General features: G+C 67.5%; 17 protein-coding genes. 6 read left to right on the plus strand and 11 right to left on the minus strand.

Going from position 1 to position 19,270, the window contains the following annotated elements; genetic code table 11:
* The first annotated feature begins 162 nt into the window (after positions 1-162).
* Both G3N61_RS40030 and G3N61_RS01750 read left to right on the plus strand, forming a co-directional pair.
* On the plus strand, positions 163-297 hold the full coding sequence (locus G3N61_RS40030; protein WP_006405345.1) for a hypothetical protein: 135 nt from the start codon (positions 163-165) through the stop codon (positions 295-297).
* 93 nt (positions 298-390) lie between these two features.
* On the plus strand, positions 391-1,167 hold the full coding sequence (locus G3N61_RS01750) for a class I SAM-dependent methyltransferase (RefSeq protein WP_241017512.1): 777 nt from the start codon (positions 391-393) through the stop codon (positions 1,165-1,167).
* Between the two features lie 162 nt (positions 1,168-1,329).
* Here G3N61_RS01750 and G3N61_RS01755 read toward each other — a convergent pair whose 3' ends face one another.
* The 8 genes from G3N61_RS01755 to G3N61_RS01790 form a co-directional block, all read right to left on the minus strand.
* Positions 1,330-2,517, minus strand: coding sequence for a YncE family protein (locus G3N61_RS01755; protein ID WP_043184073.1), 1,188 nt, complete (start codon positions 2,515-2,517; stop codon positions 1,330-1,332).
* Between the two features lie 127 nt (positions 2,518-2,644).
* On the minus strand, positions 2,645-4,147 hold the full coding sequence (locus G3N61_RS01760) for a M81 family metallopeptidase (RefSeq protein ID WP_205821220.1): 1,503 nt from the start codon (positions 4,145-4,147) through the stop codon (positions 2,645-2,647).
* Positions 4,144-5,424, minus strand: a complete 1,281-nt coding sequence (locus G3N61_RS01765) for a Zn-dependent hydrolase (RefSeq protein WP_205821221.1) — start codon at positions 5,422-5,424, stop codon at positions 4,144-4,146. Before G3N61_RS01765 ends, G3N61_RS01760 begins: the two co-directional genes overlap by 4 nt.
* 34 nt (positions 5,425-5,458) lie before the next feature.
* Entirely contained in the window at positions 5,459-6,160 is a 702-nt protein-coding gene (locus tag G3N61_RS01770; RefSeq protein ID WP_089454511.1) for an ABC transporter ATP-binding protein, read from the minus strand.
* Entirely contained in the window at positions 6,157-6,924 is a 768-nt protein-coding gene (locus G3N61_RS01775) for an ABC transporter ATP-binding protein (RefSeq protein ID WP_205821222.1), read from the minus strand. The genes G3N61_RS01770 and G3N61_RS01775 overlap by 4 nt, the downstream gene beginning before the upstream one ends.
* On the minus strand, positions 6,921-7,964 hold the full coding sequence (locus G3N61_RS01780; protein WP_205821224.1) for a branched-chain amino acid ABC transporter permease: 1,044 nt from the start codon (positions 7,962-7,964) through the stop codon (positions 6,921-6,923). The genes G3N61_RS01775 and G3N61_RS01780 overlap by 4 nt, the downstream gene beginning before the upstream one ends.
* Complete coding sequence (locus G3N61_RS01785) at positions 7,961-8,821, minus strand: branched-chain amino acid ABC transporter permease (RefSeq protein WP_089454514.1); 861 nt, start codon at positions 8,819-8,821, stop codon at positions 7,961-7,963. The genes G3N61_RS01780 and G3N61_RS01785 overlap by 4 nt, the downstream gene beginning before the upstream one ends.
* A 69-nt stretch (positions 8,822-8,890) precedes the next feature.
* Entirely contained in the window at positions 8,891-10,099 is a 1,209-nt protein-coding gene (locus tag G3N61_RS01790; RefSeq protein WP_205821226.1) for an ABC transporter substrate-binding protein, read from the minus strand.
* A gap of 229 nt (positions 10,100-10,328) precedes the next feature.
* Between G3N61_RS01790 and G3N61_RS01795 the strand changes: the two genes are divergently transcribed.
* The gene (locus G3N61_RS01795; RefSeq protein ID WP_089454516.1) at positions 10,329-11,183 is read left to right on the plus strand and encodes an FCD domain-containing protein; all 855 of its coding nucleotides are present in this window, start codon (positions 10,329-10,331) and stop codon (positions 11,181-11,183) included.
* A gap of 182 nt (positions 11,184-11,365) precedes the next feature.
* Here G3N61_RS01795 and G3N61_RS01800 read toward each other — a convergent pair whose 3' ends face one another.
* The 3 genes from G3N61_RS01800 to G3N61_RS01810 are packed head-to-tail and all read right to left on the minus strand — an operon-like array spanning position 11,366 to position 15,667.
* Positions 11,366-12,790, minus strand: coding sequence for an aldehyde dehydrogenase family protein (locus G3N61_RS01800; protein WP_205821229.1), 1,425 nt, complete (start codon positions 12,788-12,790; stop codon positions 11,366-11,368).
* Positions 12,791-12,820: 30 nt separating this feature from the next.
* A complete protein-coding gene (locus G3N61_RS01805) occupies positions 12,821-14,218 on the minus strand; it encodes an aspartate aminotransferase family protein (protein ID WP_205821231.1) in 1,398 nt (465 codons plus the stop codon).
* A gap of 57 nt (positions 14,219-14,275) precedes the next feature.
* A complete protein-coding gene (locus G3N61_RS01810) occupies positions 14,276-15,667 on the minus strand; it encodes an APC family permease (protein ID WP_175020848.1) in 1,392 nt (463 codons plus the stop codon).
* A gap of 251 nt (positions 15,668-15,918) precedes the next feature.
* Here G3N61_RS01810 and G3N61_RS01815 point away from each other — a divergent pair, with 251 nt between their 5' ends.
* The 3 genes from G3N61_RS01815 (at position 15,919) to G3N61_RS01825 (ending at position 19,262) form a co-directional block, all read left to right on the plus strand.
* Complete coding sequence (locus G3N61_RS01815) at positions 15,919-17,013, plus strand: AraC family transcriptional regulator (RefSeq protein WP_205821233.1); 1,095 nt, start codon at positions 15,919-15,921, stop codon at positions 17,011-17,013.
* A 624-nt stretch (positions 17,014-17,637) separates the two neighbouring features.
* Complete coding sequence (locus G3N61_RS01820; RefSeq protein ID WP_089454520.1) at positions 17,638-18,354, plus strand: ABC transporter permease; 717 nt, start codon at positions 17,638-17,640, stop codon at positions 18,352-18,354.
* Positions 18,351-19,262: a glycine betaine ABC transporter substrate-binding protein gene (locus tag G3N61_RS01825; RefSeq protein WP_043184059.1), complete on the plus strand. Its 912-nt coding sequence runs from the start codon at positions 18,351-18,353 to the stop codon at positions 19,260-19,262. Before G3N61_RS01820 ends, G3N61_RS01825 begins: the two co-directional genes overlap by 4 nt.
* The last annotated feature ends 8 nt before the right edge of the window (positions 19,263-19,270 follow it).

Consider the following 19,270-nt stretch of genomic DNA (forward strand, 5'->3'; position numbering starts at 1 on the left):
TCGACTCCCGCCCTGCCGGGCGCGGCACGCCACGCGTGTCGACGCCGCGGCTGCGGCAGCACGAGTCGCCTTTTCCGTCCGCCTGCGTGCCCCGCTCGCCGATTCGAGCGGCGAACGCCGTGCGGCGCGCGCTCACTTCATCACGCATCCGAGGAACACACGATGGCCCGCATCGGCGCCTTCTGCATCACGACGTGGCTTGCCGCCGCGATTCTCTACTTCGGCCAGCACTCCGTCGCGATGATCGCGTTGAGCGGGGTCGTCGTATTTGGCGGGTTCGACCTGCTGCGCCCGTAGGCGCGCACGGTCGCGACGGCTGACGCGACTGTGATAGCCTCTCCCGCACCATCCGTCACGCGCACGCCTCGCCGGCGAACAGGAGAAGGGGAGTTGAATCAGCACCTGAATCGCCACCCGTCGGCCATGGCCTGCAAGGTGTGTTCGGCCCGCGCGCCCATCTGCGGCCTGGTCGATTTCTCGCGCAGCGGCGCCGACTTCATGACCGGGAAAAAAGTCGACCCGTATGCGGGAATCCCGATCTACTACCACGCGTGCGAGCAATGCGGCTTCACGTGGGCGCCCGCGTTCGACAGTTGGACGCACGACGATTTCTCGGAGCATGTGTACAACGCCGACTATGCGCGCCACGACCCCGAGTATCTCGAGATCCGTCCGCAACAGCAGGCCGAGCTGATCTGCAGCAGTTTTCCGGAAATGCGGGAAGGCCGGATTCTCGATTTCGGCTCGGGGCTGGGCTTGCTGGAACGAAAACTGGCGTCGCGCGGCTTCACGGACGTGACGTCGTACGACCCGTTCTCGCATCCGGTGCCCCCTGAAGGCACGTTCGATACGATCCTGTCGTTCGAAGTGTTCGAGCATCATCCGGCGCCGTTCGACCTCTTCGACCAGATCATGCGTTATCGGAAGCCCGATGGCGCGCTGCTGTTCCAGACATCGCTGATCACCCAGGACATCATCGATCGCGGCCTCGATCAGTGGTGTTATTGCATCCCGCGCAACGGGCACATCTCGTTTTACACGCCCCAGTCCCTGACGCTGCTTGCCCAACGCCACGGGCTCGAATATGGCGCGTTCAGTCCGTCGCTGCACGTCATCTTCGATCGCACGGCGACACCGCGCTGGCTCGGCAGATTTCTCAATCCGTAACGGCTGCCCCGGCCATCCTGCATGCGACGAACGCGACGCGCAGGGCGAAACCCTGCGCGTGCCCGGTTGCATTCATCGCGCGCCGGCCTGGCGCATGCGCAGCGCGGTGACTGAACCGCCGCCCGTCATCTGCGTGAACTGAACGAACGCAGATCGTGCGCGTCAGCGCGGCAAGGTCCGCAATGAAGACGGGCCGCCCGTCAGCGCGATCCGCTTGCCCGTATCGCGCAGCTTGCCGCCTTCCACCGCATAGAGCGCCAGTTGCCGTTCGACGTTGAACTGCACGATCACGTGCCGGCTGTCGGCGGTGAACACGATGCCCTGCGCGGCTTCGCCGCCCGGCAACTCGCTCACCTTCACGGCCTGCCCGTTGCGGATCTCGAACAGCAGCACCTTGCCGATCTTGTGGCGGCCCGGATTGTCGGGCGTCAGGTTCGAGCCGTCCATCGCCTGCACCGCGATCCACTTGCCGTTCGGCGAGATCGCAACGCCTTCCGGCAGCGACGGCACCGTCAGGTACTGGACCGTGCGGAACGGCTCGCGCGACACGTCGATCAGCGCGATCGAATCGGCGTCGCCCGCCAGGGTGCCCGTATACCCCGGCAGCCCCGCGAGCCCGACGTTGCTGACGACGGCCCAGCGGTTGTCGCTCGACACGTCGATCGTATAAGGCGCGACGCCGGCGCTCAGGCGCGACCCGCTGTCGGTCACCTTGCCGTCGTCGATGTTCAGCACCGCGACGCCCTGCTCGTCGCGCAGCGACACGAGCGCATGCTTGCCGTCGTGGGTGAAGCTGATCCCGGCCAGCCGCTTCTTGCCGATCTTCAGGCTGCCGTCGAGCGTCACGTGCGTGCCGTCGATGCGCAGGATCGACACGCTGCCGTCGACGTTCGCGACGAGCGCAAGCTTGCCCGAGCGGTCGATCGCAATGCCTTGCGGATGCGCGCCCAGCTCGATGCGCGTGACCGCGGGCGGCGCGGTGTCGAGATTCACGACCTGCAGGAACGTGTCGTACATGAGCTGCTTCGCGGCCGTGTCGTAGCGCGTCGGTGCACCGACGAGCGCGAGCTTCGCGTCGGGCGTGATCGCGACGGCCTGCGGCGGCCCCTGGATGCCATTCTCGACGTCGACCTGCAGCGCGACCTTCGGCGGGAACGTGCTGGCGTCGAGCAGCGTCAGCGTGTCGGCGGGCGGCGAGGCCAGATAGGTGTCGCGGCCCTCGACGCGCTGGTACTTGCCGTCGTTGCCGGACACGATCCAGTCGGCGGCGTGCGCGGCAACGGCCGTCGTGGCGAGGGTCAGCGCGGCGAGCAGGCGCGCGCTGCGGGGGCGAAAGGGATTCGAAGGCATGGCGGTCGGTTCTCCGGGTCGGTTGCGGACGCAATAGATGGCTCGACCCTGCTGCTCGACGGGTCGATGCCATCGCATGATGCCCGAAAGCCGGCCAATCCGGCGTCTCGCGCCCGGTTTGTTTCCGTCAATCCGTCCGTCGCGCGCCAGCCGGCCACTCGCCGACGTCGTCGAGCGGATACACCGGCCGCGCCAGCCGCTCGTAGCGGAACAGCCCGTAGTCCGAGCCCGTCACGCCACGGCTGTCGCACTCGACCAGCGCAGCCGCGATCGGTACGAACACCGGCCGGCAATACATCCGCGATTTCAGCAGCAGGAAGCGCGCGCGGCGCGGATCGACGCCGACGCTCTCGAACACGCCGAGATCCCACGGCTCCTGCGTGCGCTCGGTGATGACCAGCGTGGCCGCGCCGATATCGAGCACGGCCGTGCGGCCCATGTACGCGCGCTGGCCCGTGTAGGTCGGCCCCGTGATCACGTATTCGCCGTCGGTGAGCGCGCGCACGATGCCCGTCGCGCGAAGCGGCTCGCGCCGCACGCCGCCGTGCGACGGCAGGCGGTTGCCGACCGGCACCGTGACGGTCGCGCCGACACCCGCGTCGATCAGCGCCGCGACGGCTTGCGGGTCGCACAGCGGCCCGCTGACGATGCCGTCGAGCCCGTCCGCGAGCGCGGCTTCGAGCAGGTCCATCGTGTCGCACGGGCCGCCCGACATGCAGTTGTCGCCGTGATCGAGCATCAGCACCGGGCGATCCGCACCGTGCGCGAGCGCCGCGGCCTGCGCAACCGATTCGGCGAGCGGCGCACTCCGATACACGAAGTCGTCGCGCGCGTCCCAGATCTGCCGCGCGATGCGCTCGGCCACGGCATCGGCCGCGTCCCGGTCGCCATCGGCCACCACGACGACGCTGATGCACGGCGCGGGGATGTCCGCGAGCGAGAAGCCGGGCAGCACCGATACCGCGAGCATCCCGTCGGCCTCGGCCGCACGCGCGGCCTCCACCGCGCGCCGCATCGCGCCTTCCGCGCTCGCGCTGAGCAACGTCGACGTCATCAGCGGCGGCTGCCGCCACGCGAGCACCGGCCGCGCACGGCCGTGGAGCCGGTCGAACAGCACGCGCGCCGCATGCTCGCCGGTCTCGACCATGTCGACGTGCGGGTAGGTCTTGAAGCTGACGATCACGTCCGCATGATCGATCATCTTCTGCGTGACGTTCGCGTGCAGGTCGAGCGCGACCGCGATCGGCGCATCGGGCAGCGCTGCGCGCACGCGCGCGAGCAGGTCGCCCTCGCCGTCCGCGCTCTGCTCGGCGACCATCGCGCCATGCAGGTCGAGCATCACCGCGTCGCAGCCCGGTGCGGCCGCAACGATCGCGTCGCAGATCGCCGTGTACGCGTCGGCCGCGACCGGTCCGCTCGGGTTCGCGGCCGCCGATACGGGCGTCACGATCTCGGCGCCCTCACGCTCGGCCGCGTCGAGAAACGCGGCCATCGCGGTGCGCATTCCACGATTCGCGCGATACGCGTCGTCGCCCCAGTCGGGGCCGTTGCGGCCGAACGCGGCGAGCGGCGTCGGCACCGGCGAGAACGTGTTGGTCTCGTGATTCATCCGGGCGATCAGGATCTTCATCGCGCACGGCCCTCCGCGATCCCGGCCGCGCCCAGCATCGCCTGCAGCAGCACATTGCAGCCGGCTTCCAGATGCGCAGGATCGGCATCCTCGATCTCGTTGTGGCTGATCCCGTCCTTGCACGGCACGAAGATCATCGCGGTCGGCACCACGCGCGCAAGATACACGGCGTCGTGGCCCGCACCGCTGATCACGTTCATCGACGACAACCCCAGCGCACCCGCGCCCGCGCGAACCTGCTCGACCAGCGTCGCGTCGAAGGGCTGCGGCGGAAAATACACGACCTGCTCGACATCGATCCGCATGCCGGCCGATGTACCCAGGTCGGTACACGCCGCGCGGAGTGCCGCATCCATCGCAGAGAGCGTTGCATCGTCTGCCGCGCGCAGGTCGACGGTCAGCGTCACGCGTCCCGGAATCACGTTGCGCGAATTCGGGTGGACGTCGACCCAGCCCACCGTCCCGCGTCCGTGTGGCGGATGCGCGCAAGCGATGCCATTGACCGCGCGCACCAGATCGGCCGCGACCAGCAGCGCGTCGCGCCGCAGCGCCATCGGCGTCGGGCCCGCATGCGCCTCCATCCCGTGTACGGTCACGTCATACCAGCGTTGCCCGAGCGCCCCCTCGACCACACCGATCGTCGTGTCATGCGCCTCCAGCACCGGCCCCTGCTCGATATGCGCTTCGAAATACGCGCCGACCGGATGCGCATCGCATGCGTCGCCCGCATAGCCGATCGCGGCCAGCGCGTCGCGCACCGATATGCCGTCGCGGTCACGCTGCGCGAGCGCATGATCGAGCGTGAACGCGCCCGCGAACACGCCGGAGCCCATCATCACGGGCACGAAACGCGAGCCTTCCTCGTTGGTCCAGACCGCGACCTCCAGCGGCGCCCGCGTGCGCACGCCCGCGTTGTCGAGCGTACGCAGCACTTCGAGGCCCGCGAGCACGCCGTAGTTGCCGTCGAACTTGCCGCCGGTCGGCTGCGTGTCGATATGGCTGCCCGTCGTCACGGGCGGCAGGTCGTCGCGTTCGCCCGCCCGCCGCGCGAAGATGTTGCCGATCGCGTCGACCCGCACCGTGCAGCCGATTTCCTTCGCCCACGCGGTGAACAGGTCGCGCGCCTCGCGATCGAGTTCGGTGAGCGCGAGGCGGCACACGCCCCCTTTGTCGGTCGCGCCGATCCGCGCGAGACGCATCAGGCTGTCCCACAGCCGTGCGCCGTCGACGCGCAAGCCGGACGCCGCGACGCCCGATGTCGAATCCAGAACTTGCATCGATGGAATTCCTCGCAATGAAAGGGTGCGGCGCTTACGCGACGCCGACGCCCAGATAACGGTCCTTGATCTCGTGATCGGCCATGAACGCCGCGTTGCTGCCTTCGTAGACGATCACGCCCTGCTCGATCACGAAGTGGCGATCCGCGAGCTGCGTGCACACTTCGAGGTTCTGTTCGACGAGCAGGATCGCGACGCCAGCCGCCTTGATCCGCTTCAGCTGCTCGACGATCTCCTCGACGATCACCGGCGCCAGCCCTTCTACCGGCTCGTCGAGCATCAGCAGCCGAGGGTGGTTCATCAGCGCGCGGCCGATCGCGAGCATCTGCTGCTCGCCGCCCGACAACTGCGCGCCGCCGTTGCGGCGGCGTTCCTTCAGGCGCGGAAAGATCCGGTAGATGTCGTCGAGCTGCCACGGCGAATCGCGGCGTGCGCCGAGCCGCAGGTTCTCCTCGACCGACAGCAGCCGGAAAATCCCGCGATGCTCGGGCACGAAGCACAGGCCGCGCGCGGCGATCCGGTGCACAGGCTGCCCGGCGACCTCGCGGCCCAGGAACTTCACCGAGCCGCTGGTCGGTGCGACCGCGCCCGCGATCGTCTTCAGCGTCGTCGACTTGCCCGCGCCGTTGCGGCCGAGCAGCGTCACCGTCTCGCCTTCATTCACGTTCAGGGAGACGCCCTGCAGCACATGGCTCTTGCCGTAATGGGCATGGACCTCCGTGATGTCGAGCATCATGCGCGGCCTCCCGTGATCATGTTGCCGAGATAGGCGGTACGGACACGCTCGTCGCCGCGAATCGCGTCGGGCTTGCCTTCGACCAGCACGCGGCCCTGCTGCATCACCGTGATCGTGTCGGAGATGTCCATCACGATCCCCATGTTGTGCTCGATCAGCACGACCGTGTAGTCGCTGCGCAATCCGCGGATCAGCTCCTTCATGTCGTCGAGATCGTCGATCCCCATGCCGGAGGTCGGTTCGTCGAGAAAAATCGCGCGCGGCCGCGCCGCCAACGCCATCCCGACCTCGAGCCGGCGCTGCTGGCCGTGCGACAGCGCGGTGGTCACCGTGTCTGCAAAGCGCTGCAGGCCGAGCCGCTCGAGCACGTCGTCGACGATGCCGTCGTGCGCAAGCGGGCCGCGCGGCGGCGTCCACGGGTTCAGCGCGCGGCGCGCGTCGACGCCCTGCGCGGCAACGCGCAGGTTCTCGCGCACGCTCAGGTTCGGGAACAGGCTCGTCACCTGGAACGAGCGCGCGATGCCGCGCCGTACGCGCCGGAAATCGGGTTCGCGCGTGACGTCGTGGCCATCGAACACGATCGAGCCGGAGGTGATCGGCAGCGTGCCCGTCAGCGTATGGAACAGCGTCGTCTTGCCCGCGCCGTTCGGGCCGATCACCGAATGCACGGTGCGCGGCATGATCCGCAGATCGACGCCGCCGAGCGCCGTGAATTTGCCGTAGCGCTTGACGACACCGCGCGCCTCGAGAATCGCTTCGCTCATGCCTGCTCCCTGGTCGTAGCCGCCGTGCTTTCGGTGCGCCGCAGCGATGCGATGACGCGTTCGCCGAGCCCCCACAATCCGCGCTGCATGAACAGGCTGACCGCGATCAGCACGAGGCCGAGCAGCAGCAGCCAGCGCGGCCAGAGCGTCGACAGCCAGTCCGCGAACAGCACGTAGAACGCGGCGCCGAGCACCGACGCGAACAGGTTGCCCGTGCCGCCGATCACCGTCATCACGAGGATCATCTCGCTCGTGTGATAGTCGATGTTCGACAGCGGCGCGATGCCGGTCATCAGTGCATGCAGCGCGCCCGCGAGCCCCGTCACCGCCCCCGAGATCACGAACGCCGCGAGCTTGAAGCGTTTCACGTCGTAGCCCGCCGCCGCCGCGCGCGCCTCGTTGTCGCGGATCGCGAGCAGCGTGCGGCCGAACACCGAACGCGACACGCGCAGCAGCAGCCAGAACACCGCGACGAACAGCACCGCGACGAAGCCGTAATAGCGCCACGGCGAATCGAGCACGATGAGCGGATGCCCGAAAGCGGACAACGCGGGGCGCGGGATATCGAGCAGCCCGTTGTCGCCGCCCGTGACATCCGGCGTCGTATAAGCGAGGAAGTAGAACAGTTGCCCGAACGCAAGCGTCAGCATCACGAAATAGGTGCCGCGCTGCCGGATCGAGAACCAGCCGACGAGCGCGGCCGCCACCGCGCCGAGCCCGGTGGCCGCGAGCAGCGCGACGCTCACCGACGCGCCGCCATGCGTGAGCACGAGGCCCGCCGCATAGCTCCCGAGCCCGAAGAAGATCCCCTGCCCGAACGACAGGAGCCCCGTATAGCCGAGGAGCAGATTGCAGCCGAGCGCGGCGAGCGCGAACACGAGCACTTCGGTGGCGAGCGAACCCGAGCTCAGCACGATCGGCAAGAGGCATGCGACGGCCACGGCCAGCCAGCCTTCCGGCCGTTGCAATACGGCGCGCCAGGACTGCGCCCGCCGCGAGGCCGCCGCGCCGGGCGGCAGCGATTTGGACGATTGAATCATGCGGCCCTCCCCAGCAAACCGTTCGGACGCAGCAGCAGCACGGCCGCCATCGCGACATAGATCATCAGCCGTGCCCCTTCCGGCCACAGCGTGCTCATCAGGCTCTGCACGATGCCGACCAGCAGCCCGCCGACGAGCGCCCCGAGGAAATTCCCCATCCCGCCGACGACGACCACGACGAACGCCACGCCGAGCGCCTCGATGCCCATGAACGGATCGACACCCCGGATCGGTGCGGCGAGCACGCCGGCGAGCGCGGCCGTCGCCGCCCCGAGCGCGAACACGAGGCTGAATACCCGCGTCACGTTGATGCCCAGCAGCGACACCATCTCCGACGATTCGCTGCCCGCGCGCACCGTGCTGCCGAGCCGTGTGCCTTCGAGCACCCACCACAGCAGCGCCGCGAGCACGGCCGTGAAGCCGATCACGAACAACCGGTATTTCGGGTAGACGAAACCGCCCCAGATCACGACGCCGTTCAGCGCGTCGGGCGGTGGCACGTTGTCGCCGAGCGGGCCCCATGCGAGGATCGCGCACTCCTGCAGCACGAGCGCAAGCCCGACGGTCGCGAGGATGTGGAATTCGTGCTGCTGCGCGTAGACATGACGGAGCACGAGCTTTTCGACGCCCCACGCGAACGCGCCGACGACGAGCGGCACGACCGCGAGCGCAACCCAGAAATTCGCCGACCATTGCAGCGCCTGGTAGCAGAGATACGCACCGAGCAGGTAGAACGCGCCGTGAGCGAAGTTCACGAAGCGCAGCAGGCCGAACACGATCGAAAGGCCGACGGCGAGCAGGAAATACAGCATGCCCACGCCGATGCCATTGACGATCTGCAGCAGATAGACGTTCATGGCTTCCGTGTCAGAAAGGAAGGTAACGGATGTCCGCGGCGCACGACGGCCGCGGACGCACGCATTGCGTCACGCGAGCTTGCAGCTCGTCTTGTCGAGCGGCAGGAACGACTGGCCCGAGCTGACGATGTCCGCGTAGTCGTCCGCATGTTTCATGCGACTCTTCGGCTTGCCCTTCAGCAGGTAGTAGTTCTTCAGCACCTGGTGGTCGCCCTTGCGGATTTCCTCCGGGCCCGTGAGGCCGTCGTACTTCATGCCTTCCATCGCCGCGACGACCTTCTTCGGATCGGCGCTGCCGGCCTTCACCATCGCGTCGACCAGGATCTTCGAGCAGATGTACGAACCCGCGAGGCTGTAGTTCGGGTTCGCCTTGAACGCGGCGTTCGTGCGCTTCACCAGATCGCGATTCAGCGGCGAATCGATGCCGTGCCAGTACTGCGCACCGAAATACACGCCGTCGCAGATGTCGGGCCCGAGCGCCTCGAACTGCTCGAGGCCCGAGGCCCACGCAAGCAGGATCGTGCAGTTGCGCTTCATCCCGAAGCTCACGGCCTGGCGCAGCGTGTCCGACGATTGCGAGCCGAAGTTCAGGATCAGCAGCACGTCAGGCTGCGCGGCCGCCGCGTTCGTCAGGTAGCCGCTGAACTCCTTCTCGGCGAGCGAGTGGTAGCTGTTGCCGACATGCTCGATGCCCTTCTCCTTGAAGATCGCCTTCGCGGCCGACAGCAGGCCGTCGCCGAACACGTATTGCGGCGTGATCGTGTACCAGCGCTTCGCCTTCGGCAGCATCTGCGTCAACGGGCGCACCGTCTGCTCGATCGCGCCGAAGGTCGGCACCGACCAGCGGAACGTCGCGGCGTTGCAATCCTTGCCGGTGATCTCGTCCGCACCGGCCGTCGTGATGAACACGCCGCCCGCCTTCTGGACTTCCTTGCCCATCGCAAGCGATTCGGACGACAGGATGCCGCCCGCGAAGAAGCGCACGCCTTTCTGCTGGGCGATCTCCTGCACGCGCCGCACGGCGGTCGCGGGCTTGCCCTCGGTGTCGAGCGCCGTGTAGGCGAGCGGCGCGCCGAGCACCTTGCCGTATTGCTGGACGACGAGCTGCATGCCGAGATCGGCGTACTTGCCGTTGGCGGCGAACGGCCCCGACATCGGCACCGGGCACGCCAGCTGGATGGATGAACCTTGTGCGAACACGGCGCGGGACGACAAGCTGCCGAGCGCGCCCGGCACGGCCGACAGCGCGGCCAGTTTCAACAGTTCTCGGCGATTCAAGTTGACGCTCCTCATAAAGGGGGGACACACGCAATGCGACCGACTGCCAAACCGTGCCCACGCCCTGCAGGATGCGCGCCGCCGGTTGATCCTATTTATCATGATAAATAGAATGAACCTGATGCTAGAGTTGATCAAAATTGGTGTCAATCAGGCAAAATTCCGTACTCGCGCCGGAACGGATCGTCGACGATGACGCGGCGCGCAGTCAGACAAAGGAGTCGTGAAGATGGTCATGGACCGAGCCAGGGCGGGCCTCGCGGTCGAAATCAAGCAGCCGAAGCGGGCCGACCTCGTCGCCGAGGAGATCAAGCGGCTGATCACCGAGAAGGACCTGAAGCCGGGCGACCGCCTGCCGCGCGAAGCCGAGCTGCAGCAGCTCTATGCGGTGAGCAAGAGCACGATCCGCGAGGCGCTGAAGTCACTCGAGGTGCAGGGGCTCATCAAGGTCACGACGGGGCCGTCGGGCGGCGGGATGGTCGTCGAGGTGCCGCTCGACCGCACGCTGCAGCTCTTGCAGAACTACCTGTTTTTCAAGGACGTGACGATCGACGACATCTACACCGTGCGCAAGCTGCTCGAACCCGAGCTGGCGGCCGGTGCCGTGCCGCACCTGACCGAGCGCGACTTCGCGGCGCTGGAGGCGAACATCGCGTGCTGCGACGGCGCGTCGGGCGTGCACGACCGCGGCCACATGCTGCGCCAGCGGCAGGAGGACACGACGTTCCACGACATCCTCGCGGCCGCGAACCCGAACCCGTTCCTGCGATACAACTGCGAGTTGATCAACGAGATGATCCGCCAGCTGATCGAGTTCCGGAACGACACGCCGCTCGCCGAGCACAAGCGCTTCGGCGAAGCGAACGTCGCGATCCACAAGGCGATCCTGCAGGCCGCGCGCGAGCGCGATGCCGAGCGCGTCCGGGCGCTGATGGTCGAGCACATGACCGAGGCGCCCAAGCATGTGAAGCGGATGAAAGGCAAGCTGCGCGGGCGGTTGATCCTCGATTCCGAGATCCGCAGGCGGCCCGCCGTTTCCGTTGTGGGACCCAATACGGCCGCAACGGATTCCGACGAGGACTGAGGGTCGGCACGCACGGCATCGGCTCGCCGTTGCAGGCTGCGCGGCGGCCTGAATGCCTCGACCGCGCGGTGTTCGGCCGCGACGCCCCGGGTCGTCAAGGCCGAACGCCGCGAGCGGCATCCGCAACGGCACAGGCGCCTCGCGCGTCACCCGGGGCGACCAGAGCCGTCAGTGCGTGTCGCTTACGCGTACCCCGTCGTGCCCTTCGTCTCCAGGTACTCGACGAGACCGAACTCCGCATACTCGCGGCCATTGCCCGAGCGCTTGTAGCCGCCGAACGGCGCGGCCGGATTCCACGGCGGATAGTTGATGTGGACATTGCCGACCCGCAACCGCGCCGCCACCCGGCGCGCCCGCTCGGGATCCGTCGACTGCACGTAGGCCGCGAGCCCGTAGACCGAATCGTTCGCGAGCGCGACGGCCTCGTCCTCGGTGCGGTAGGTCATGATCGCGAGCACCGGCCCGAAGATTTCCTCGCGCGCGATCGTCATGTCCGGCGTGACGTTCGAGAACACCGTGGGCCGCACGTAGAAGCCGTCGCCGAGCCCGTCCGGCCGCCCGGGGCCGCCCGCGACGAGCGTCGCGCCTTCTTCGATCCCGAGCCGGATGAAATGCTGGATGCGGTCGAACTGCGTGCGGCTGACCACCGGCCCGATGCCGGTTTCGGTCGAACGCGGATCGCCGACAACGGTGCGCTCCGCCTCCCGGCGCGCGGCCTGCTCGGCCAGCGCCAGATGGTCCGCATGCACGAGCATGCGCGTCGGCGCATTGCACGACTGGCCGCTGTTGCTGAAACAGCTGCGCACGCCGCGCGTGACCGCCTCCTCGATATCCGCGTCGGGCAGGATCAGGTTCGGGCTCTTGCTGCCGAGCTCCTGGTGCACGCGCTTCACGGTATCGGCGGCCGCCTTCGCGACCTCGACGCCCGCGCGCGTCGACCCCGTGAACGACACCATGTCGACCTCCGGATGCCGCGACAGCGCGTCGCCCACTTCATGCCCGTAGCCGTGCATGAGGTTGAACACGCCGGGCGGCACGCCCGCTTCGTGCAGGATCTCCGCGAACAGGATCGCGCTGAACGGCGCGATCTCGCTCGGCTTGAGCACCATCGTGCAGCCGGCCGCGAGCGCCGGCGCGACCTTGCACACGATCTGGTTGATCGGCCAGTTCCACGGCGTGATCAGCGCGCACACGCCGATCGGCTCGTGCGACACCAGCAGCGAATCGGTCTGCGTGCTGAAGCGGAACGACTGCAGCGCGCGGATCGTCTGTTCGAGATGCGCGGTGCCGACCGCGGCCTGCGCCGCACGCGCAAAGGCGATCGGCGCGCCCATCTCCTGGCTGATCGTCTGCGCGACCTCCTCGTAGCGCCGCTGGTAGATCTCGAGCACGCGCCGCAGCAGCGCGACGCGCTCGTCCACCGGCCAGCGCGAGTACGTGTCGAAGGCCCGCTTCGCAGCGCCGACCGCGCGGTCGACGTCGGCCGCACCGCCGATCCTGAGCTGCGCATACGGCCGCGCCGTGCTCGGGTCGATCACGTCGATCGGCTTCGCATCGGCCGGATCGAGCCACTGGCCGTCGATATAGGACTGTTGTGACGTTCGCATCGAATGCTCCTGAAATGAAGGACGCCGCGTTCAGCGCGTCGCCCGCGCATAGGTGTCGACGAGGATGTCGCGGATCTGCGCGACGAACCACACGATCTCGTCGCGCGACATCACGAGCGGCGGCGAGAACTGCACGATCGGCGTGCCTTCGTGATCGACGCCCGCGCGGCACAGCAGCCCCGCGTCGAAGATCGCGGGCGCGAGCAGCGTCGACACGAACGCCTGCGCGCTGATGCCGGCCGCCCAGCGGCGCGCGGCCTTGTCGGTCACGAGTTCGAGCGAGTAGTGGTAGCCGTCGCCGCGCACGTCGCCGACGCACGGCAGTTCGAGCAGCCCATCGAGCGTCTCGCGGAACACCGCTTCGTTGCTGCGGACATTTTCGAGCACGCCTTCGCGCTCCATGATCGCGAGGTTCGCGAGCGCGGCCGTGCATGCGACCGGGTGGCCGCCGTAGGTCGCGCCGTGCAGGAACATCTGCTGCGGCCCGTCGAGCACCGTGTCGACGACCGTGTCGCTCGCGATCACGCCGCCGAGCGGCACGTAGCCCGACGCGATGCCTTTCGCGAACGTGATGATGTCCGGCTTCAGCCCGTAGCGCACGGAGCCGAAATATTCGCCGAGCCGGCCGAATCCGCAGATCACCTCGTCCGCGACGAGCAGCACGCCGTGCCGGTCGCAGATGTCGCGCAGCCCGGCCGCGTAGCCGGCCGGCGGCGTCAGGCTGCCGCCCGCGTTCTGCAGCGGCTCGACGACGATCGCGGCGACGGTATCCGGCCCTTCCTGCACGATCAGCGATTCGATCTCGTCGAGCAGATGGCGCGTGAACTGCGCCTCCGTCTCGCCCACCGGGCGGCCGTAGCGCTTCGTGTTGCCCACGTGCCGCACGCCCGACATCAGCGGCTCGAAATGCTTGCGGAAGTTGGTCATCCCGTTCAGCGCGAGCGCGCCGAACGACGTGCCGTGATACGCGACGCGCCGCGCGATGAACTTGCGCCGCTGCGGCTCGCCGCGCGACTGGTGATACTGGCGCACCAGCTTGATCGCCGATTCGTTCGACTCCGAGCCGCTCGACGTGAAGAACACGCGATTCAGCCCTTCCGGCGCGAGCGCCGCGAGCTTGTGCGCGAGCCGGATCGCCGGTTCGTGGCCATAGCCCCAGTTGGTCGCGAACGGCAGCCGCACCATCTGCTCGCGGATCGCGTCGCCGATTTCCGCGCCGTGGCTGTAGCCGACCTGCACGCAGTACAGCCCGGCCAGGCCATCGAAGTAGCGCTTGCCGTTGCGGTCGACGAGCCAGCAGCCTTCGCCGCGGTCGAACACGGTCAGCGCGTGGTCGCGATACGCATCGGCGTGCGTGAAATGCATCAGCAGGTGGCGTTTGCCCATGGCCTGCAGGTCCGCATCGAGATTGACGTCAACAGCGTTCATGGATGATTCCTCCTTCAGGGTTTCAGAGCCGGCGGCCGGCAGTCGGCCACCGGTCATTCAATTCATCGACAGCGTCGGCGCCGGGCGCGTGAAGCCGCGCGTCAGCCACACGAGCTGGCAGAGTCCGAGCACGAGCCAGCCGGTGCCGACGTAGAACGTCTGGCGCGACAGGCCCGACCACAGCCACACGTTCATCGCGAAGCCGATTGCCGGCATCGCGCCGAACGTGATCCAGCCCGCGAAGCGGCGATGCTCGGGGCGGCACAGATAGCTGCGCATCACGCACAGGTTCACGACCGCGAACGCGACGAGCGCACCGAAGCTGATCATCGTCGACGCGAGATCGAGCGTGATGAACAGCGCGGACAGCGACACGATGCCGACCGCGAGCGTCGCGCGCACCGGCGTGCGCAGCCGCGCATGCAGGTGGCCGAAGATGCGTTCGGGCAGCACCCGGTCGCGGCCCATCGCGAACAGCACGCGGGTCACGCTCGCCTGCCCGGCCATCGCGCTCGCGAAACAGCCGGCCACGTACACCGCGACGAAGAACGCCGACAGCGTGCCGCCGCCGATGCGCCGCATCAGTTCGAGGCTGGCCGAATCGAGATCCTTGAACGCGTGCCAGTCCGGAAACACCACTTGCCCGACGTAGGCGACCAGCATGAACAGCACACCGCTTGCCAGCGTGCAGAGCAGGATCGCGCGCGGCACCGTGCGCTTCGGCTCGCGCGTTTCCTCCGACAGCGTGGTGACCGCATCGAAACCGAGGAACGACAGGCACAGGATCGCGGAGCCGGCGAAGATCGCTCGCGCATCGCCCGACGACGGCAGCGCGACGGCCATCGACAGCCCTTCGCCCGACGCGACCCGCGCGGAAGCGATGAAGAAGATCGCGATGAACACGAGCTGGCTCGCGATCAGGATCAGGTTCACGCGATTGACGAGCCGGATGCCGACGATGTTCAGCCCGGTGATCAGCGCGATGCTCCCGACGATCCACACGCTGGCCGGCACGCCAGGGAATATTTGTTTCATGTAGATGCCGATCGCGAGGTAGCTGATCATCGGGATGAACAGGTAGTCCATCAGCAACGCCCAGCCGACCATGAAGCCGGCCGACGTGCCGAAGTTGCGGCTCGCGAACGTATAGGCCGACCCGGCGCTCGGCATCAGCCGCGCCATGTGGCCATAGCTGCGCGCGGTGAACAGCATCGCGACCAGCGTGACCGCATACGCGGCCGTCAGATGCCCGTTCGTCTCGCTCGTGACGATCCCGTAGGTCGTGAACACCGTCATCGGCAGCATGTACGCGAGGCCGAAGATCACCAGCGTCGCGAGTCCGAGCAGGTGCGGCTTGCGGCGTTCGTCCCCATCGCTGCGAATCGCGTGCGTCCCGAAGTCATGCGTCGCGGCGGCCGATGCGTATCGACCAGGGCTGTCGTTGTCCATGCTGTCCTCACGTGGGTGGCGTTCACGGCTCCAACACTCGTTCGCCCGGCATGGCCGGCGGCGCACGACTGGCAGAAAGTGTGGTGCGCCAAAAAATCGACCACGAATGAGAAAAGCGGACGTAATCAGGGGATATTTCCGGACACATCGCCATGCGTGGCGCCGGCGCGGCTTGCATGGTGCGGCGCCGCACTGGCGTTTTGCGGACATTCCGGCTATGTTCTACGCGACCCAGTCGCCCCGTCAGCACCATGGACAGCCGTTCCCATCGAAACCAGAGCCGGGCCGAGCGCAGCCTGCGTTCGTCGCTCGGCCTCGCGCGCCCGGCCTGCCGCCAGGAGGACATTCCCGCCACCGTCCACGCGATCGCGGTCGCGCTGGACGAGTGCCGCGTGCGGCATATCGACGGCGCCGCGCTGCTCGAAGGCACGGGGCTCGGCGCGGACGAAGTCGCATCGCCGAACCTGCACGTGAATCGCGGCCAGGAGCAGCGCTGCTTCCACAACCTGCTGCAGCGCAGCGGCGTGCCGTCGATCGGGCTGTCGATCGGCGCGCGGTTGCACGTGTCGACGCTCGGCCTCGCCGGCTACGCGATGCTGATCAGCGGCTCGGTGATGCAGGCATTCCGGTGCATGGGCCAGTTTCCGCTGTTCATGGGGCTGTATTTCGATGTGCGTATCGATGGGCACGCGGACGGCATGAGCGTGACGATCAGCCGCTACAACGGTGAGCCCGATCTCGAGGTGTTCCAGGTCGACATGTGCCTGTCGAGCCTGCGCCTGATCGTGTCCGATCTCGTCGGCAAGCCGGTCTGGCCCGCCCAGGTGCAGCTCGCGCGCCGCACGCCGCGCAATGCGGCCGACTACGCGCGCCACTTCGGCTGCAAGGTCGCCTTCAATGCGGGCGACAACCGTCTCGTGTTCACGTCGGTGAACGGTACGGAGATGCCGCTGCTCGCGAACGAAGTCAGCTTCAACGCGCTGCACGGCCAGTGCGAGGCGCTCGAACGGCAGTGGGCCGCGTCGGTCGGCACGCGTTTCGCCGATCGCGCAAAGGAGCTGATGGCGCGCGATCTCACGCGTTTCAAGTCGATGACGTCGCTCGCGAACGCGCTGCACCTGACGGAACGCACGCTGCGCAGGCGGCTCGACAAGGACGGCCTCACATTTCAGACGCTGCTCGACGACGTGCGCCGCGACGAGGCACAGCGGATGCTCGACGACCCTGAGCTGACGGTCTCGGCGATTGCGGAACGTCTCGGCTACAGCGAGCCGCGCAGCTTCCGTCATGCGTATCGACGCTGGACCGGCAGGACGCCGCGCGCCGATCCGGACGTCAGCGAATAGACCGGACGCGCCATAACTTTCGCGCGGATACACGCTGGCGCGTGACGGTCGAGCATGACGCGAGGCCGCTCGCGAAATCCACTTCGAGACTACCGCCCCGCCTATCGATTCGGAATTCGAATCATTTTCTGTACGCTTGATCCTCCCCTGCTTCATCGCAGCCGCACGATCGGCGGTGCGCAATCGCGTTCGTCCCCAAGGTAGACGCGATCATTTGATTACTCTATACTCGGCCCAACTTCATCACAAAATGCATGATCTCGTGTGCAACGTGATGTCATTTCGCAATTCGTTGCGCATGCATCCGTTTCGCCACATCAAGGGGGCCTCCGGCTCCAGCGGCAGGCTTCACGCCCGCCGCATCCATGCCGTCTTCACACGACGGTGCCCTGCTCGAACGCGCCTCGCCGTTACGGCGCCGCCGGGCTGAACATGACAATCAGACGAACGCAGCGTTGCGTTCACTCGACCGCCAGTCGCACATCGTTGCGGCCGGCAGGACTGTTTCCGTCAGTTCAAATCGCGGCCATGCCGGGATCACGAACTTCCATCGCGGCGCCATCCGGCGTCTACGCGGCGCGCGCCTGCGCGTGTGCCGCACCGAGATTGAGGGGGTGTATCTTCATGACTCGACGCACTGTCCAGCTGGTGGGCAGCCTGATAGCCATCGTCGCCATCGCCTGGGCGCTCGCGCGCGGCATCGGCGCCGACACGTTCAGCCAGCGCGCGGACGATCTCGCGTACTACGCGGGCCAGCACATGCTGCTGGTCGTCTATTCGATGACGCTCGCGATCGCCGTCGGCGTGCCGGCCGGCGTGCTGCTGAGCCGGCCACGATTCCAGCATCAGGCCGAGCGCTTCATGCAGATCTTCAACATCGGCAACACGATCCCGTCGCTCGCCGTGCTCGCCATCGCGCTCGGCATCTTCGGCATCGGCAACGTGCCCGCGATCGTCGCGCTGTTCCTCGCGTCGCTGCTGCCCATCACGCGCAATACCTACGAAGGCATGAAGAACGTGCCGGCCGCGCTACGCGAAGCCGCCAAGGGCATCGGCATGACGGGCTGGCAATCGCTCGTGCGCGTGGAGTTGCCCGATGCGCTGCCGATCATCGTCGGCGGCGTGCGCACCGCGCTCGCGATCAACGTCGGAACGGCCCCGCTCGCATACCTGATCGGCGCGGACAGCCTCGGCTCGCTGATTTTCCCCGGCATCTATCTCGACAACCAGCCGCTGCTGCTGCTCGGCGCGTCGCTCACCGCGATCCTCGCGCTCGTGCTGGACGGCCTCGTCGCGGCCGGCAGCCGCCATTGGCTCGCACGCCACGGAGGTGCGGCATGACACTCCACCGCACCATTCGATCGCTCGCGCGCCTGTGCGCCGTGGCCGCGTTGTGCATGGCCGCGAGCGCACCGGCATGCGCGACGAAGCTCGTGCTGGGCGCGAAGAACTTCACCGAGCAATACGTGCTGGCGGAAGTCACCGCGCAGTACCTGCGCTCGCGCGGCTACGACGTGGAAGTCCGTTCGGGTCTCGGCAGCACGCTCGCGCGCAGCGCGCTGGAGAACGGCCAGTTCGATCTCATGTGGGACTACACGGGCACCGCCGCGCTCGTCTACAACAAGATCAACGACAAGCTGTCGCCCGAAGAAATGTACCGGCGCGTGAAGGCGCTCGACGTGCCGCGCGGGCTCGTCTGGCTCGACGCGTCGCCGCTCAACGACACCTACGCGATCGGCCTGCCGAGCCAGCTCGTGGAGGCCACCGGCATCCGCACGGTGTCGCAGCTCGCCGAGCACCTGAAGACCGATCCGGCCGCGAAGCACTACGTGTTCGGGATGGATGCGGAATTCGCGAATCGCCCCGACGGGCTGAAGCCGCTGCTCGCCGCTTACGGCATGCAGTTCAGCCGCGCGCAGTTGAAGCAGATGGACCCGGGGCTGGTCTACACGGCGCTGCACAACAACCAGCTGAAGATCGGCCTCGTCTACACGACCGACGGGCGCGTGAAGGGCTTCGGCATCGTGCCGCTCGAGGACGACAAGCACTTCTTCCCGCCGTACAACGCGACGCCGGTGGTGCGCAAGGACACGCTCGATCGCAATCCTAAGCTCGCGACGCAGCTCAACGCGCTGTCGGCCGCGCTCGACAACGACGTGATGCAGGCGATGGCCAAGGAGGTCGACCTCGACGGCAAGTCGCCGCGCGACGTCGCCGACGCGTTCCTGCGCACGCACAAGCTGCCGTGAAGGAGAAC

Source organism: Burkholderia sp. Ac-20349 (assembly GCF_017104865.1).
Taxonomy (GTDB): domain Bacteria; phylum Pseudomonadota; class Gammaproteobacteria; order Burkholderiales; family Burkholderiaceae; genus Burkholderia; species Burkholderia aenigmatica.

What these genes read in the sequence shown, in the direction of transcription:
- G3N61_RS01770 (WP_089454511.1), bottom strand. Translation starts at nt 6,160, where the DNA reads ATGATGCTCGACATCACGGAGGTCCATGCCCATTACGGCAAGAGCCAT.
- G3N61_RS01820 (WP_089454520.1), top strand. Translation starts at nt 17,638, where the DNA reads ATGACTCGACGCACTGTCCAGCTGGTGGGCAGCCTGATAGCCATCGTC.
- G3N61_RS01825 (WP_043184059.1), top strand. Translation starts at nt 18,351, where the DNA reads ATGACACTCCACCGCACCATTCGATCGCTCGCGCGCCTGTGCGCCGTG.
- G3N61_RS40030 (WP_006405345.1), top strand. Translation starts at nt 163, where the DNA reads ATGGCCCGCATCGGCGCCTTCTGCATCACGACGTGGCTTGCCGCCGCG.
- G3N61_RS01765 (WP_205821221.1), bottom strand. Translation starts at nt 5,424, where the DNA reads ATGCAAGTTCTGGATTCGACATCGGGCGTCGCGGCGTCCGGCTTGCGC.
- G3N61_RS01800 (WP_205821229.1), bottom strand. Translation starts at nt 12,790, where the DNA reads ATGCGAACGTCACAACAGTCCTATATCGACGGCCAGTGGCTCGATCCG.
- G3N61_RS01805 (WP_205821231.1), bottom strand. Translation starts at nt 14,218, where the DNA reads ATGAACGCTGTTGACGTCAATCTCGATGCGGACCTGCAGGCCATGGGC.
- G3N61_RS01785 (WP_089454514.1), bottom strand. Translation starts at nt 8,821, where the DNA reads ATGAACGTCTATCTGCTGCAGATCGTCAATGGCATCGGCGTGGGCATG.
- G3N61_RS01795 (WP_089454516.1), top strand. Translation starts at nt 10,329, where the DNA reads ATGGTCATGGACCGAGCCAGGGCGGGCCTCGCGGTCGAAATCAAGCAG.
- G3N61_RS01815 (WP_205821233.1), top strand. Translation starts at nt 15,919, where the DNA reads ATGGACAGCCGTTCCCATCGAAACCAGAGCCGGGCCGAGCGCAGCCTG.
- G3N61_RS01760 (WP_205821220.1), bottom strand. Translation starts at nt 4,147, where the DNA reads ATGAAGATCCTGATCGCCCGGATGAATCACGAGACCAACACGTTCTCG.
- G3N61_RS01755 (WP_043184073.1), bottom strand. Translation starts at nt 2,517, where the DNA reads ATGCCTTCGAATCCCTTTCGCCCCCGCAGCGCGCGCCTGCTCGCCGCG.
- G3N61_RS01775 (WP_205821222.1), bottom strand. Translation starts at nt 6,924, where the DNA reads ATGAGCGAAGCGATTCTCGAGGCGCGCGGTGTCGTCAAGCGCTACGGC.
- G3N61_RS01810 (WP_175020848.1), bottom strand. Translation starts at nt 15,667, where the DNA reads ATGGACAACGACAGCCCTGGTCGATACGCATCGGCCGCCGCGACGCAT.
- G3N61_RS01780 (WP_205821224.1), bottom strand. Translation starts at nt 7,964, where the DNA reads ATGATTCAATCGTCCAAATCGCTGCCGCCCGGCGCGGCGGCCTCGCGG.